Below are 13,813 nucleotides of genomic sequence, written 5' to 3'. Positions count from 1 at the left end.
AGCGTCACCTGGCACAACCTGGCCGAACGCGCTTTTCCGCTCAGCCTGATCGCCCCGCAACGGGCACGCCAGAGCGGTTTCGAATATGGGCTGGAGCATCCGGGGCGTTACGTATGCGACCTGTCGGGGCAATTTGCCGCACAACGCAAATTCGAAGCCAGGCGCTGCCTGGCTCAGTGGGAGCAGGGCGCCACGCCTGATGTGCCTGCCACGTTCGAAAGCAGCGCCTGGGCCGACTGCCTCGCCACGCTGTTGCAGCGCTTGCAAGGAAAGACCCCGCCAGACGATGAAGCGGATCTGTGGCAACCCCAGCCCAGCGTCGTCGACGTGCTGGAGACCGCCCGCCAACGGCGCGTGTGCGGCGTGCTGCTGGAGGACCCGCGCTACCGTTTGCGGCACCTGCTGTCGCAGATCCGGCAGCAACAGCAATTGCTGGCGCTGTATGCCGAGCGCGCCAGCCTTTATCCCCACCACGCCAGCGCGGTGATGGTCCAGCAACTGATCGTGCCGGCGACCCTCGGCGGCCAGAAGAACCCGCTGCACGCCTGTTTCGACAAAGTGAAGGAGGCCGGGCGCCGCGACATCAACCGTTTCACCGCCAGCGCCGAGCGCGCCTTGATCTGGCAACAACTGAACATGGCGCAGGCGCTGCTTGCCGAGTGCCTGCAGCAACCGGTCACGCAGCAAACCCTGGCCGATCATTTAAGCCAGGACGGCTTTGACTACCTCGCCGCGCTGTTTGCCGTGAGCCAGACGTTCGCGGCCCTGGCCACGGTGCCCGCGCAACTCGATCCGCTGGCCAGCAACGGCGACGTCACCAACGCGCTGACCGGCGTGAGCCTCTACAGTCCACGGGCCAGCGTCGGCCAGACCCTGCTCAACGACATCGCCCACGACCCGGCGCACCCGCTGCACCCGATGCTCTGGCCGGCCGTCGATGAAGCGGCGCTGGCCGCGCCCTATGTGCCACCCGCCCAGACAACCCTCAACGAGGGCGATGGTCATTTACGCGCCAATGACCTCGCCGCATTCGAAAGTCACCCGGGGCCCTATTACCCGCAGGTCGACCACCTCGACGGCCACTTGCTCAAAGACCTGCTGGCCAGCGGCAGCCTGAACAGCACCCTCACCGGGCAATCGAAAGCGGCCGCCGGTAGCCTGATCGGCATCTACGAAAACCTCGCGGGCGCCCTGGAAGCCGCCAGCAGCGCGGTGAACAAACCGTCCGGGCCACACACTGGCCAGGCCATGCCCGCCAGCACCTATCTGCACGGCCTCGGCGTGGGGCTGTTGCGCAGCCTGATGCCCAAGACCTTTGGCGACGCGCACTTCATCCAGCGGCGTGACGCCGACCCGCAGCATTACTACGTTTTTGGCCTGACCGATGTGCCGTCCGGCGATCAGCGGCCACACCGGGTGATGGGTCAGTACCTGGATGCCCAGGGCCGACCGCTGAAGGTGCGCGACGATGTGCTCGACACCCCGTACGCCCTTCGCGAAACCCATCACACACTGCTGGCGATCCCGCTCAAGCATCCGACGGCGAACAATCTCAGCGTACTGAATCAGCGGATCAACGCGGTTTACAACGCCGATGTGGAGGCGCGGGCGACGGGTGATGCGTACGTGAAAAGCCCGTTGCAGCGGGGCGTGGATGAGCATGTCGCGTCGGCTAACAGCCGGGTTCATCGCGTGCTGGGCTCGTTGCCGTTTGCGGCGGGGGTTTTGATGTTGGAGGTTTGGAATGTGAGGGTGGAGAACAATTCGTTTAAACAAACAAAAAGAGAGAAAAGTATCGAAAGAGCATTTATCGGGTCGGGTGGGGCTATATTTGATCTTTTGATTGCGCTAGAGATGCTGACTGTAAAACTCGCCAGTACGCAGTCTATTTTAGCGGCTGGCCGAAAGGTTCTGTTTACTATTTCCGATGAGACTGCAAAAAAATTCCTCCGCTCTTATACTCAGCGTTTTGTCAGAATATATACCGGACGACTTATTGCACAAATAATATCGGGATTTGTCTTTACATCCCTTAGCTTGTACGACGCTTGGTATGCCCAAAGATGGGGCGACGACGCAATGTGGGGCTATTTGATGATGGCTGTGGGCGGCTCCCTCAGCGCCCTCAGCAATTTGATCGTTAGTAGCGTCACCTTTCTTGGTCTGGGGCCGGGCGGTTGGGCCGCGCTGATATTGATCTTGATCGGTGCCGGACTGGCCTGGTGGCTGAGCAACAAGCCCATCGAAGAATGGCTGGTCAATGGCCCGTTCGGCACTCAAGTTCATTCAGATAATGCGCACCTGCTGGATCCGCAGCGTGGTTTTTATTACCTGATCAGTTTGTTTGCCGACATTCGCATCAACATAAGCCCCAACCCTCAATTCATCCCCAATGCCAAACTCGACTTTCGCGCCAGGACACCTTTTCAAGTGATCTCGTCCAATACCTGCATTCGCATTGAAAGTAACTTGCCGGGCTTAATTGCAAACCTCGGCACCCTGAACATCAATGCCCACTGTCGACTTAATACCTTCGAACTCAAAGGGGGCCGACTCAAAAGTGAAACGGTGCCGTTCACAAAACTGATCGATAGCCGCCTCGTCCCACCCAATGCCCAACGGCTGCTACCGCAGGGGCTGGAACTGTTTTTCAAAACCCCAGCGAGCTACGCGTTCGACGCGGTAACAGGCTCATCCGGTATCGCCCATCAATGGCAAGTCCGGGCTCAGTGTGTACTGGAGCAAAACAATCACCGCTGGCACTTTCCTGCACCACCACCGAAGGATGGGACGCCGTTTGATGCCACTCATATAAAACCCAACTTCGGCAGCGAGGGTGAACTTTATTGGGCAGATGAGGTGACACATACATCACGAGGCACTAACAAATGACTCAGGAGTCGTATTACGCCAAGACGGCTTACGGGTTGACCGAGGTGCCCCAGCAAGAACGCTCTGCTGAGCGCTCATGGATCATGCGTTTTGCCAAGGCCAGATTGCCTTGGGGTGGTGCGAATGACTTAACACCTGCAAGTGCTCTCGAAAAATTCTCTCCCAAGAAGCTTCGCTTGCATGAAAAATTCAAAAAGGAGCGTGAAGAGCAAATAGCCGCAGGAACCCATATTTCGAGCCCATTCGAACATATCGATTTCCACATCAGGGACGATCATGAATGTTTTAGATATGCACTTTTTCCTGCAAGCTCCCATTTCTGGATGTATATGTTAAGCGGCGGACGTTTTTTATTTTTTTTATTTTGTATTATCAGTATTCCCGCCTACTTTTTAGGTGTATCAACAGGAAATGATCCTATTTGGGAGTCAACCAAAGTTATATTTATCCAAGTATTTTCCTGGCTTCTCGGCCTCCCGCTTCTCTGCTGGGCCATCGGTTCATTCGTCATCAAGCACTTCCCCAACCTCTGGATAAAACCCTCCCGAGGCCCCATCTGGGAGCTCAACCGCCGCACTGGCCTGGTGACGGTCTTCGACTACAAAAACAACGGTGAATACAAAAAGAACGGCACCATCGGTGAACTCACCGCGCCGTTCTACGAGTTTGATGCCTACATCGCCACGTCCCCGGACAGTCAGGGCATGCCGTTGAACGTGCTTTGCCTCGCCCATCGTTACCGCAACATCATGATCAACTTCGGCTCGCTGCTGTGCCCCGGTCCCGACTTCCAACCGCCTTGCGCCCTGTGGGATTTCATCCAGAACTACATGAACGTCAGCCGCCCGTTGCCGGACCTGCCGCAATACGAGGAATACCGCCACCTCGACCCCACCACCGCCGAATACGACCGCCTCACCGGCCGCAATCCGCGTTACTGGATCGACATGGATGATGCGACGTTCAAGCAGATCGTCAGCGAAATGCATCAGCGCGTCGAGGATATCGATACGTTCGAGCGGCCGAACTTGATGGCCGGATACGTGACCTATGTCGACTGAGCGACAAAAAATGTGCGTGTGCTGGCGGAAGGCACCAACCCTCAATTCATCCCCAGCGCGAAACATGACTTTCGCGCCAGGGCACCTTTTACGCTGGCATTTTCCGGCGCAACCACCGAAGGACGGTACGCCGTTTGATGTCACCCCCATAAAACCCAACGTCGGCAGTGAGGGTGAGCTTTATTGGGCAGATCAAGTGACATATACATCACGAGACACTAACAAATGACCCAGGAATCTTATTACGCCCAGACGGCCTATGGGGCGACCGAAGTGCCCCAGCAAGAGCAATCAACTGAACGTCCTTGGATCATGCGTTTTGCCAAGGTCAGGCTACCTTGGGGTAACGCCGATGAAGTAACGCCCGTCAGTTTTGTGGAAGATTACTCGCCACGAGACCTTCGAAATCAAGAGCAATTAAAGATAGAACGCGAAGAGCAAATGGCCAAAGGCACTTATTCGCCGAGCCCGTTCGAACATATTGATTTTCACTTGAGGGATAATCATGAATGTTTTAGATATGCACTCCTTCCTGCGAGTTCGCACTTTTGGATGTACATGCTGGGGGGTGGGCGCTTTTTGTTTTTTCTGTTTTTTGTAATTATATTTTTTATCATTTTGGCTGAGCTTTTAGATGCTAAAAAAACATTGCTTGAGGTTGTATCGAACTACTACGTAACTCTATTTATTTTTTTAGCAATTCCTTTGGGGTGCTGGTTAGTTGGTGCAGTGGTAATTAAGTTCTTCCAAGGGCTCTGGATAAAACCCTCCCGAGGCCCTATATGGGAACTCAACCGCCGCACTGGCCTGGTCACGGTCTTCGACTACAAAAACAACGGTGAATACAAAAAGAACGGCACCATCGGAGAACTCACCGCGCCGTTCTACGAGTTTGATGCCTACATCGCCACGTCCCCGGACAGTCAGGGCATGCCGTTGAACGTGCTTTACCTTGCCCATCGTTACCGCAACATCATGATCAACTTCGGCGCGCTGCTGTGCCCCGGCCCCGACTTCCAACCGCCTTGCGCCCTGTGGGATTTCATCCAGAACTACATGAACGTCAGCCGCCCGTTGCCGGACCTGCCGCAATACGAGGAATACCGCCACCTTGACCCCACCACCGCCGAATACGACCGCCTCACCGGCCGCAATCCGCGTTACTGGATCGACATGGATGATGCAACGTTCAAGCAAATCGTCAGCGAAATGCATCAGCGCGTCGAGGATATCGATACGTTCGAGCGGCCGAACTTGATGGCGGGATACGTGACCTATGTCGACTGAGCGACAAAAAATATGCGTGTGCTGGCGGAAGGCACCAACCCTCAATTCATCCCTGATGCCAAACATGGCTTCGGCGCCAGGACGCCTTTTACGCTGGCATTTTCCTGCGCCACCACCGAAGGACGGTACGCCGTTTGATGCCGCCCATATAAAACCCAACTTCGGCAGTGAGGGTGAACTGTTCTGGGCAGACGAAGTGACAAACAGATCGCGGAATACTGATTCATGAGCAATACATCGTATTACGCCAAGACTGCTTACGGGTTGACCGAGGTGCCCCAGCAAGAGCCATCCAATGAACGACCATGGATCATGCGGTTTGCCAAGGTCAGACTGCCTTGGGGTAATGCCGATGAAGTAACACCCGTCAGCTTTGTGGAGGATTACTCGCCACGAGACCTTCGAAATCAAGAGCATTCAAAGATAAAAGGCGAAGAGCAAATCGCCAAAGGCACTTATACTTCAAGCCCATTCGAGCATATTGATTTTCATATGAGGGATAATCACGAAAGCTTTAGGTATGCACTTCTTCCTGCGAGCTCCAACTTTTGGATTTATATGGCGGGAGTAGGGCGCATTTTATTTCTAATTTTTCTTACACTTTCATTTTTTATATTGACGGCCGAGTTTATAGACACCAAAAAAACATTGAGCGATATCATTGCTGATTACAGTGTAACTCTTGTTGTTTTGCTCGGGCTTCCTTTGCTGTGTTGGATGGCTGGGGCTGTGGTAATTAAATTTTTCCAAAACCTCTGGATAAAACCCTCCCGAGGCCCCATCTGGGAACTCAACCGCCGCACCGGCCTGGTCACGGTCTTCGACTACAAAAACAACGGTGAATACAAAAAGAACGGCACCATCGGTGAACTCACCGCGCCGTTCTACGAGTTTGATGCCTACATCGCCACGTCCCCGGACAGTCAGGGCATGCCGTTAAACGTGCTTTACCTTGCCCATCGTTACCGCAACATCATGATCAACTTCGGTGCGCTGCTGTGCCCCGGTCCCGACTTCCAACCGCCTTGCGCCCTGTGGGATTTCATCCAGAACTACATGAACGTCAGCCGCCCGTTGCCGGACCTGCCGCAATACGAGGAATACCGCCACCTTGACCCCACCACCGCCGAGTACGACCGCCTCACCGGCCGCAACCCGCGTTACTGGATCGACATGGACGATGCAACGTTCAAGAAAATCGTGAATGACATGCACCAACGCGTCGAGGATATCGATACGTTCGAGCGGCCGAACTTGATGGCCGGATACGTGACCTATGTCGACTGAGCGGGGGCGGCGAGCGGTTGGAGAGACGGCGCACCAATTGTGATCCTGCTACCCGTCCTTTGTAGCCAACGGTAGCGTTCGCCAATTGTTCCTTTCGTAACAGGTTTTCCCGGTTTTTACGCATCCTTCTGATTCGAAACACTTTTCGATCTCCCCAGCATTCTGCGCACAACCTGTGGCACACTTTCTGCTGTCTATTCCGTTGTTACATACCGTGTTCCGGTATAGCGGAATAACCATCATCTGGAGTGCTTGCCATGCATCGCCGTCCTTCCTTGTTCAAAGCGTGTGTTTTTCTTTTCGCAGCGTCTGCTGCTGCCGTGGGCGTGGCCCAGGCAGCCGACAGCAAGCTCGATAGCGTTCTGGCCCGCGGCAAACTGATTGTGGGCACCGGCAGTACCAACGCGCCGTGGCACTTCCAGGGGGCGGATGGCAAGTTGCAGGGTTTCGATATTGATATCGGGCACATGATCGCCAAGGGCTTGTTCAATGATCCGAGCAAGGTTGAGTACGTGGTGCAGTCGTCCGATGCGCGGATTCCCAACCTGCTGACCGACAAGGTCGATATCAGTTGCCAGTTCATCACCGTGACCGCCAGCCGTGCGCAGCAAGTGGCGTTCACGCTGCCGTACTACCGCGAAGGTGTTGGCCTGTTGTTGCCGGCGAACAGCAAGTACAAGGAAATCGATGACATGAAAGCCGCCGGTGACAGCCTTACCGTGGCGGTGCTGCAAAACGTCTATGCCGAAGAGTTGGTGCATCAGGCATTGCCCAAGGCCAAAGTCGATCAGTACGACAGCGTGGACCTGATGTATCAGGCGGTGAACTCGGGCCGTGCCGACGCGGCAGCCACCGACCAGTCCTCGGTGAAATACCTGATGGTGCAAAACCCCGGTCGCTACCGTAGCCCGGCCTACGCCTGGAGCCCGCAGACTTACGCTTGCGCGGTTAAACGCGGCGATCAGGATTGGCTGAACTTCGTCAACACTACCCTGCATGAAGCCATGACTGGCGTTGAGTTCCCGGCTTACGCGGCGTCGTTCAAGCAGTGGTTCGGTGTCGATCTGCCTACCCCTGCCATCGGTTTCCCCGTCGAATTCAAATGACCCCGTGAGAGCGGGGTGCTGATAAATCGCCCCGCTCAAGGTACTGCCAACCATGAACTATCAGTTGAACTTTGCCGCCGTGTGGCGCGATTTCGACACCTTGCTGGCGGGGCTTGGTCTGGGCCTCGAGCTGGCGTTGGTGTCGATCGCGATCGGCTGCGTGATCGGCCTGATGATGGCGTTTGCTTTGCTGTCGAAGCACCGCGCATTGCGGGTGCTGGCTTCGGTCTATGTGACGGTGATCCGTAACACGCCGATTCTGGTGTTGATTCTGTTGATCTACTTTGCGCTGCCGGGTCTGGGCATCCGGCTGGACAAGATTCCCTCGTTCATCATCACCCTGTCGCTGTATGCCGGGGCGTACCTGACCGAAGTGTTCCGTGGCGGGCTGCTGAGCATCCCCAAGGGGCAACGTGAGGCGGGGCTGGCGATCGGCCTGGGCGAGTGGCAGGTCAAGGCTTACGTCACCGTGCCGGTGATGTTGCGCAATGTGTTGCCGGCCTTGTCGAACAACTTCATTTCACTGTTCAAGGACACTTCGCTGGCCGCAGCCATTGCCGTGCCGGAGCTGACCTATTACGCGCGCAAGATCAATGTCGAGAGCTACCGGGTAATCGAAACCTGGCTGGTGACCACGGCGTTGTATGTCGCGGCCTGTTACCTCATTGCCATGCTGCTGCGTTACCTCGAGCAGCGTTTGGCGATCCGCCGATAGGAGGCCCCATGTACGAATCCCCCAGTTGGTTGCATGAGTTGTGGGTCGCCCGGGAAGTGCTGTGGCAAGGCTTTCTGACCAGTGTTCAGGTGTCGGCCCTGGCGATTTTGCTCGGCACGGTGGTCGGCGTATTCGCCGGTCTGGTGTTGACCTACGGCAAGTTCTGGATGCGCGCGCCGTTTCGTTTCTACGTGGACGTGATTCGCGGCACCCCGGTGTTTGTGCTGGTGCTGGCCTGCTTCTACATGGCGCCGGCGCTGGGCTGGCAGATCAGCGCGTTTCAGGCCGGTGCATTGGGCCTGACGCTGTTTTGCGGTTCCCACGTCGCCGAGATCGTGCGCGGTGCGTTGCAGGCGTTGCCCCGTGGGCAGATGGAAGCGAGCAAGGCCATCGGCCTGACGTTCTATCAGGCCCTCGGTTACGTGCTATTGCCCCAGGCACTGCGGCAGATCCTGCCGACCTGGGTCAACTCGTCCACCGAGATCGTCAAGGCTTCGACACTGCTGTCGGTGATTGGCGTGGCCGAATTGCTGCTCAGCACCCAGCAGATCATCGCCCGGACCTTCATGACCCTGGAGTTTTACCTGTTCGCCGGTTTTCTGTTTTTTGTCATCAACTACGGCATCGAATTACTCGGCCGGCACATTGAAAAGCGGGTGGCCCTGCCATGACTCAAGTACAACCATCCAACGTCCCGAGCGGACAGCCTCTGCTGGACATTCGCGGCCTGCATAAACAATATGGCCCGCTGGAAGTGCTCAAGGGCGTCGACCTGACTCTGCAGCGCGGCAACGTCGTCACGCTGATCGGCTCCAGCGGCTCGGGCAAGACCACGCTGCTGCGTTGCGTGAACATGCTCGAAGAGTTTCAGGGCGGGCAGATCATACTCGACGGCGAATCCATCGGGTACGACGAGGTCAACGGCAAACGCATCCGCCACCCGGAAAAGGTCATTGCCCGCCATCGCGCCATGACCGGCATGGCGTTCCAGCAATTCAACCTGTTCCCGCACCTCACCGCGTTGCAGAACGTCACCCTGGGTTTGCTCAAGGTGAAAAAACTGCACAAGGACGAGGCCGTGGCGCTGGCGGAAAAATGGCTGGAGCGCGTCGGTTTGCTGGAACGTCGCGATCACTATCCTGGCCAGTTGTCCGGCGGCCAGCAGCAGCGCGTGGCGATTGCCCGGGCGATTGCAATGAACCCGAGCCTGATGCTGTTCGATGAAGTGACCTCGGCACTGGACCCGGAACTGGTCGGCGAAGTACTGAACGTGATCAAGGGCCTGGCCGAAGACGGCATGACCATGCTGCTGGTGACCCACGAAATGCGTTTCGCTTTTGAAGTCTCGGACAAAATCGTGTTCATGAATCAGGGGCGTATCGAAGAGCAGGGGCCGCCCAAGGAACTGTTCGAGCGCCCGAAATCGCCACGACTGGCGGAGTTCCTCAAGAACACGCGGTTTTAAACATTCGATTTTCAATCAGGAGAAACACTCATGAGCATTACTCGTTACGGCACCGGCAGCACCGCCGCTGGCGGTCAGCCTCGCCCTTTCGCCCGCGCCGTTGAAGCCGATGGCTGGCTGCATGTTTCCGGGCAGGTGCCGGCGGTGGATGGCGAGATCATCACGGGCGGAATCGTCGAACAGACCCACCAGACCATGAAGAACCTGATCGCGATTCTGCAAGAGGCCGGTTATGGCCTGGAAGATGTGGTGCGTGCTGGCGTGTGGCTGGAGGATCCGCGGGATTTCACCAGTTTCAACAAGGTCTTCTCCGAGTACTTCAAACCCGAACACGCCCCGGCCCGGGCCTGCGTACAGGCGAACATGATGGTCGACTGCAAGGTCGAGATCGACTGCATCGCGTACAAGAAAAAGGCCTGAACCGAGGTGGCTTTATCGCTAGCAGGCTAGCTCCCACAGGAACGCCTTCCACATGTGGGAGCTAGCCTGCTAGCGATGACGGCCTTACGGTCGCCGCCGCACTCTAGGTAAACTCCCGGCACTTTTATGGGAACCACTGACATGACCGAAGACACCATCAAACGCCGGGCGCGCGGTCTGGACCGGGCGTTCGACATCCTCGATTTCCTCAAGGAGATCGGCCAGCCCTTGCGCCCGAACGAAATCGCCAGCGGCATCGGTAGCCCGAAATCCACGGTCTACGAACTGGTGGCCTCGTTGCTGGAACGACGGATTCTGGAGCCGGTGGGCAAGGACGGTCACGTTTACCTCGGGCGCCAGCTGTACTTCCTCGGGCAGGCGCATCTGCGCCATTTCGACCTGTCTCGCGAGGCCGATCACGCCTTGCAGGAGATCGTCAGCCAGACCCACGAAACCGCGCAGATGTGCCTGCTCAACGGGCGCAAGTACACCGTGGCGCTGATGAAGGAGGGCGAGCGGCACTTTCGCATTTCCTCGGACATCGGCGAAAACGCCCCGATCCCCTGGACCGCATCCGGGCGCTTGCTGCTGGCGCACCTGAGCGACCAGGCAATCATCGACCTGATCGACCATGACGACTTCATCCTGCCCGATGGCGAGCGCCTGCCGCTGGAGCAGTTTCTCAAGGAAATCCGTCAGGCCGGCATCGATGGCTTTTTCTCCTTCGACAGCGTCGCCGACACCTTTACCCATTGCTTCGCCGCCCCGGTCAAAGACCCCAGCGGCGTGGCCATCGCGACCCTGTGCATCGTCGCCCCCCGGGCCGATGCCAAGAAAAATTACAACGACTACCGCCGGGTGCTGATCGACAGCGCCAACAGCCTGGCCCGTCGCATCAACGAATAACAGCGGCTGCCTGCGGCCGCGAATGTGAGGAGTTCGACCATGACTACTGCCGAAAATACTGCTGCCGTGGAAAAGGGTTTTGCCCGGACGGGCGCCAGTCTTGTCCGTGACGTCAGCCTGCCGGCGCTGGTGCTGCATCGTGAAGCGCTGGAGCACAACATTCGCTGGATGCAGGATTTCGTCAGCAACAGCGGCGCCGAACTCGCGCCCCACGGCAAGACCAGCATGACCCCGGCGCTGTTTCGCCGGCAGCTGGACGCCGGTGCCTGGGGCATTACCCTGGCCAGCGCGACGCAAACCCGCGCGGCCTATGCCCATGGCGTGCGTCGGGTGTTGATGGCCAACCAACTGGTCGGCACGCCGAACATGGCGCTGATCGCCGATTTGCTGGCCGATCCGACGTTCGACTTCTACTGCATGGTCGATCACCCGGACAACGTTGCCGACCTCGGCGCGTATTTCGCCTCGCGCGGTGTGCGCCTGAACGTGATGATTGAGTACGGCGTGGTCGGCGGCCGTTGTGGCTGTCGCAGCGAACAGGAAGTGCTCGACCTGGCCAAAGCCATCGCCGCGCAACCGGCGCTGGCCCTGACCGGGATCGAGGGCTATGAAGGGGTGATTCATGGTGATCACGCCATCAGTGGCATTCGCGCATTTGCCGGCTCCCTGGTGCGCCTGGCGGTGCAACTGCAGGACAGCGCTGCGTTCGCGATTGCCAAGCCGATCATTACTGCTTCGGGCTCGGCCTGGTATGACCTGATTGCCGAGGAGTTCGAAGCGCAGAATGCTGCAGGGCGGTTCCTCAGCGTATTGCGTCCAGGCAGCTATGTCGCACACGACCATGGCATCTACAAGGAGGCGCAATGTTGCGTGCTCGACCGCCGCAGCGACCTGCACGAAGGGTTGCGCCCGGCGCTGGAAGTCTGGGCGCACGTGCAGTCGTTGCCGGAGCCGGGCTTTGCGGTGATTGCCCTGGGCAAGCGTGACGTGGCGTACGACGCCGGTTTGCCGGTGCCGTTGCTGCGTTACAAGGCCGGCGCGGTGCCGGCCAAAGGTGACGACGTGAGTGCCTGCAAAGTGACAGCGGTGATGGACCAGCACGCGTTCATGACCGTGGCGCCGGGCGTCCAGTTGCGTGTGGGCGACATCATTTCGTTCGGTACTTCGCACCCGTGCCTGACGTTCGACAAGTGGCGTACGGGGTGCCTGGTGGATGAGCAATTGAACGTCATCGAAACCATGGAAACCTGTTTCTAAGTTCAGAACCGACTCGTGGCCATCGCGAGCAAGCTTGCTCCCGCCCCGGAAGGACTTCTCCTGTGGGGGCGAGCGCGTCCGCCCAGACAACAAAGAACACCGGAGCCCCCACAACCATGAGCACCCTCAACACCCTGGGCCCCCATACCCCGCGCATTGCCTTGATCGGCGAATGCATGATCGAGCTGCAGCACCATGCCGACGGCAGCCTGCGCCAGAGCTTCGGTGGCGATACCTTGAACACCGCGGTGTACCTGTCCCGAGAGTTGGGCAGCGCGGGCACGGTGGACTACGTCACGGCCCTGGGCGATGACAGTTTCAGTGATGCCATGTGCCAGGGCTGGGCCGAAGAAAACATTGGCCTGGGCATGGTGCAGCGCCTGCCCGGACGTTTGCCGGGGCTGTATTGCATCCAGACCGACGCCGCTGGCGAGCGTCGTTTCCTTTACTGGCGCAATGAAGCAGCGGTGCGCGATTGCTTCACTACGCCGGCCGCCGCGCCGATTCTGGCGGCGCTGCCGGACTACGACGTACTGTATTTCAGCGGTATTACGCTGGCGGTACTGGGCGTGAAGGGCCGGGAAAAGTTGCTGGAAACCTTGATCGAGGCCCGCCAGCGCGATGCGCGAATCGTCTTCGACAATAACTACCGGCCACGGCTGTGGGCCTCGGTCGAGGAGGCGCGGGCGGCTTACCGCAGCGTGCTGCCTTATGTCGACCTGGCGTTGTTGACCGTCGATGACGAACAGGCGTTGTTCCATTTCTCCGATTGCGCGGCGGTGTTTGGCGCTTACGAGCAGATCGGCACGCCCGAAGTGGTGCTCAAGCGTGGCGCCGAGGCTTGCCTGATTCGGTGTGAGGGTGAGTCGTTCGAAGTGCCGGCACAGAAAGTCGAGCGTGTGGTGGACACCACGGCGGCGGGGGATTCGTTCAGTGCGGCGTACCTGGCTGCGCGGCTCAAGGGCGCAAGCCCGGTCGAGGCGGCGGAGGCGGGGCACCGGTTGGCGAGTCGGGTGATTCAGGTGCCGGGGGCGCTCATTCCCAGAGCTTGAAAGGCATGCCCTGTGGTGAGGGCGCAAGCTCCCTCACCACAGGGAGCTTCAATCCCGGTAAAACACCTGCACCAGGTGATAGCCGAACTTGCTCTTGATCGGTCCATGCACCACCCGCAGCGGTTTCTTGAAAATCACCGCATCGATGGCGCCGACCATTTGCCCCGGCCGCACTTCGCCCAGGTCACCGCCGCGTTTGCCGGACGGGCAGGTGGAGTACTTCTTGGCCAGCACATCGAAGGCTTCGCCCTTGGCGATGCGTAGTTTGAGCTGCTCGGCTTCTTCCGAGGTTTTCACCAGAATATGGCGGGCTTGAGCTTTCATGGAGCGGGTACCTGGCAACGGTGGTGGCATGGAGGGTGGTG

General features: G+C 58.2%; 14 protein-coding genes. 12 read left to right on the top strand and 2 right to left on the bottom strand.

Annotated elements, in window-relative coordinates:
• Nucleotides 1-543, bottom strand: a 543-nt coding sequence (locus AC1Q6D_RS32100) for a hypothetical protein (RefSeq protein WP_492618500.1), incomplete at its 3' end; no start/stop codon positions are given.
• Here AC1Q6D_RS32100 and AC1Q6D_RS32095 point away from each other — a divergent pair.
• The 12 genes from AC1Q6D_RS32095 to AC1Q6D_RS32040 all read left to right on the top strand — a co-directional run bounded on the left by AC1Q6D_RS32095 (nt 487) and on the right by AC1Q6D_RS32040 (nt 13,448).
• Complete coding sequence (locus tag AC1Q6D_RS32095; protein ID WP_492618499.1) at nt 487-2,892, top strand: hypothetical protein; 2,406 nt, start codon at nt 487-489, stop codon at nt 2,890-2,892. The two genes, AC1Q6D_RS32100 and AC1Q6D_RS32095, sit on opposite strands and share 57 nt — an antisense overlap.
• Nucleotides 2,889-3,953: a hypothetical protein gene (locus tag AC1Q6D_RS32090; RefSeq protein WP_492618498.1), complete on the top strand. Its 1,065-nt coding sequence runs from the start codon at nt 2,889-2,891 to the stop codon at nt 3,951-3,953. The genes AC1Q6D_RS32095 and AC1Q6D_RS32090 overlap by 4 nt, the downstream gene beginning before the upstream one ends.
• A 225-nt stretch (nt 3,954-4,178) precedes the next feature.
• Nucleotides 4,179-5,240 carry a hypothetical protein gene (locus tag AC1Q6D_RS32085; RefSeq protein WP_492618497.1) on the top strand — a complete coding sequence of 354 codons (1,062 nt, stop codon included), beginning with the start codon at nt 4,179-4,181 and terminating at the stop codon, nt 5,238-5,240.
• Between the two features lie 225 nt (nt 5,241-5,465).
• Nucleotides 5,466-6,527 (top strand): hypothetical protein, encoded by a 1,062-nt coding sequence (locus AC1Q6D_RS32080; protein ID WP_492618496.1) that lies wholly within the window; start codon nt 5,466-5,468, stop codon nt 6,525-6,527.
• A gap of 257 nt (nt 6,528-6,784) precedes the next feature.
• Nucleotides 6,785-7,633 carry a transporter substrate-binding protein gene (locus AC1Q6D_RS32075; RefSeq protein ID WP_047529745.1) on the top strand — a complete coding sequence of 283 codons (849 nt, stop codon included), beginning with the start codon at nt 6,785-6,787 and terminating at the stop codon, nt 7,631-7,633.
• A 52-nt stretch (nt 7,634-7,685) separates the two neighbouring features.
• Complete coding sequence (locus AC1Q6D_RS32070; protein ID WP_090462280.1) at nt 7,686-8,348, top strand: amino acid ABC transporter permease; 663 nt, start codon at nt 7,686-7,688, stop codon at nt 8,346-8,348.
• 8 nt (nt 8,349-8,356) lie between these two features.
• Nucleotides 8,357-9,019: an amino acid ABC transporter permease gene (locus AC1Q6D_RS32065; RefSeq protein ID WP_047529742.1), complete on the top strand. Its 663-nt coding sequence runs from the start codon at nt 8,357-8,359 to the stop codon at nt 9,017-9,019.
• Nucleotides 9,016-9,813 carry an amino acid ABC transporter ATP-binding protein gene (locus AC1Q6D_RS32060; protein ID WP_103406620.1) on the top strand — a complete coding sequence of 266 codons (798 nt, stop codon included), beginning with the start codon at nt 9,016-9,018 and terminating at the stop codon, nt 9,811-9,813. Before AC1Q6D_RS32065 ends, AC1Q6D_RS32060 begins: the two co-directional genes overlap by 4 nt.
• Before the next feature lie 30 nt (nt 9,814-9,843).
• A complete protein-coding gene (locus tag AC1Q6D_RS32055; RefSeq protein ID WP_047529738.1) occupies nt 9,844-10,233 on the top strand; it encodes a RidA family protein in 390 nt (129 codons plus the stop codon).
• A gap of 141 nt (nt 10,234-10,374) precedes the next feature.
• On the top strand, nt 10,375-11,139 hold the full coding sequence (locus tag AC1Q6D_RS32050; RefSeq protein ID WP_047529736.1) for an IclR family transcriptional regulator: 765 nt from the start codon (nt 10,375-10,377) through the stop codon (nt 11,137-11,139).
• A 39-nt stretch (nt 11,140-11,178) separates the two neighbouring features.
• Nucleotides 11,179-12,396, top strand: coding sequence for an amino acid deaminase (locus AC1Q6D_RS32045; RefSeq protein WP_103406619.1), 1,218 nt, complete (start codon nt 11,179-11,181; stop codon nt 12,394-12,396).
• Between the two features lie 116 nt (nt 12,397-12,512).
• The gene (locus AC1Q6D_RS32040; RefSeq protein ID WP_103406618.1) at nt 12,513-13,448 is read left to right on the top strand and encodes a sugar kinase; all 936 of its coding nucleotides are present in this window, start codon (nt 12,513-12,515) and stop codon (nt 13,446-13,448) included.
• Between the two features lie 48 nt (nt 13,449-13,496).
• Here the strand turns inward: AC1Q6D_RS32040 and AC1Q6D_RS32035 are convergent, their stop codons facing one another.
• The gene (locus AC1Q6D_RS32035; RefSeq protein WP_103406617.1) at nt 13,497-13,772 is read right to left on the bottom strand and encodes a peptidylprolyl isomerase; all 276 of its coding nucleotides are present in this window, start codon (nt 13,770-13,772) and stop codon (nt 13,497-13,499) included.
• Nucleotides 13,773-13,813 lie beyond the last annotated feature (41 nt).

The sequence above is a fragment of the Pseudomonas sp. MT92 genome (assembly GCF_058792515.1).
This window is presented reverse-complemented; position numbering and strand designations above follow the sequence as displayed.

Coding starts and splice junctions, on each gene's coding strand:
- AC1Q6D_RS32075 (WP_047529745.1), top strand. CDS start 6,785: ATGCATCGCCGTCCTTCCTTGTTCAAAGCGTGTGTTTTTCTTTTCGCA.
- AC1Q6D_RS32050 (WP_047529736.1), top strand. CDS start 10,375: ATGACCGAAGACACCATCAAACGCCGGGCGCGCGGTCTGGACCGGGCG.
- AC1Q6D_RS32095 (WP_492618499.1), top strand. CDS start 487: ATGGTCCAGCAACTGATCGTGCCGGCGACCCTCGGCGGCCAGAAGAAC.
- AC1Q6D_RS32060 (WP_103406620.1), top strand. CDS start 9,016: ATGACTCAAGTACAACCATCCAACGTCCCGAGCGGACAGCCTCTGCTG.
- AC1Q6D_RS32080 (WP_492618496.1), top strand. CDS start 5,466: ATGAGCAATACATCGTATTACGCCAAGACTGCTTACGGGTTGACCGAG.
- AC1Q6D_RS32070 (WP_090462280.1), top strand. CDS start 7,686: ATGAACTATCAGTTGAACTTTGCCGCCGTGTGGCGCGATTTCGACACC.
- AC1Q6D_RS32090 (WP_492618498.1), top strand. CDS start 2,889: ATGACTCAGGAGTCGTATTACGCCAAGACGGCTTACGGGTTGACCGAG.
- AC1Q6D_RS32035 (WP_103406617.1), bottom strand. CDS start 13,772: ATGAAAGCTCAAGCCCGCCATATTCTGGTGAAAACCTCGGAAGAAGCC.
- AC1Q6D_RS32040 (WP_103406618.1), top strand. CDS start 12,513: ATGAGCACCCTCAACACCCTGGGCCCCCATACCCCGCGCATTGCCTTG.
- AC1Q6D_RS32055 (WP_047529738.1), top strand. CDS start 9,844: ATGAGCATTACTCGTTACGGCACCGGCAGCACCGCCGCTGGCGGTCAG.
- AC1Q6D_RS32065 (WP_047529742.1), top strand. CDS start 8,357: ATGTACGAATCCCCCAGTTGGTTGCATGAGTTGTGGGTCGCCCGGGAA.
- AC1Q6D_RS32085 (WP_492618497.1), top strand. CDS start 4,179: ATGACCCAGGAATCTTATTACGCCCAGACGGCCTATGGGGCGACCGAA.
- AC1Q6D_RS32045 (WP_103406619.1), top strand. CDS start 11,179: ATGACTACTGCCGAAAATACTGCTGCCGTGGAAAAGGGTTTTGCCCGG.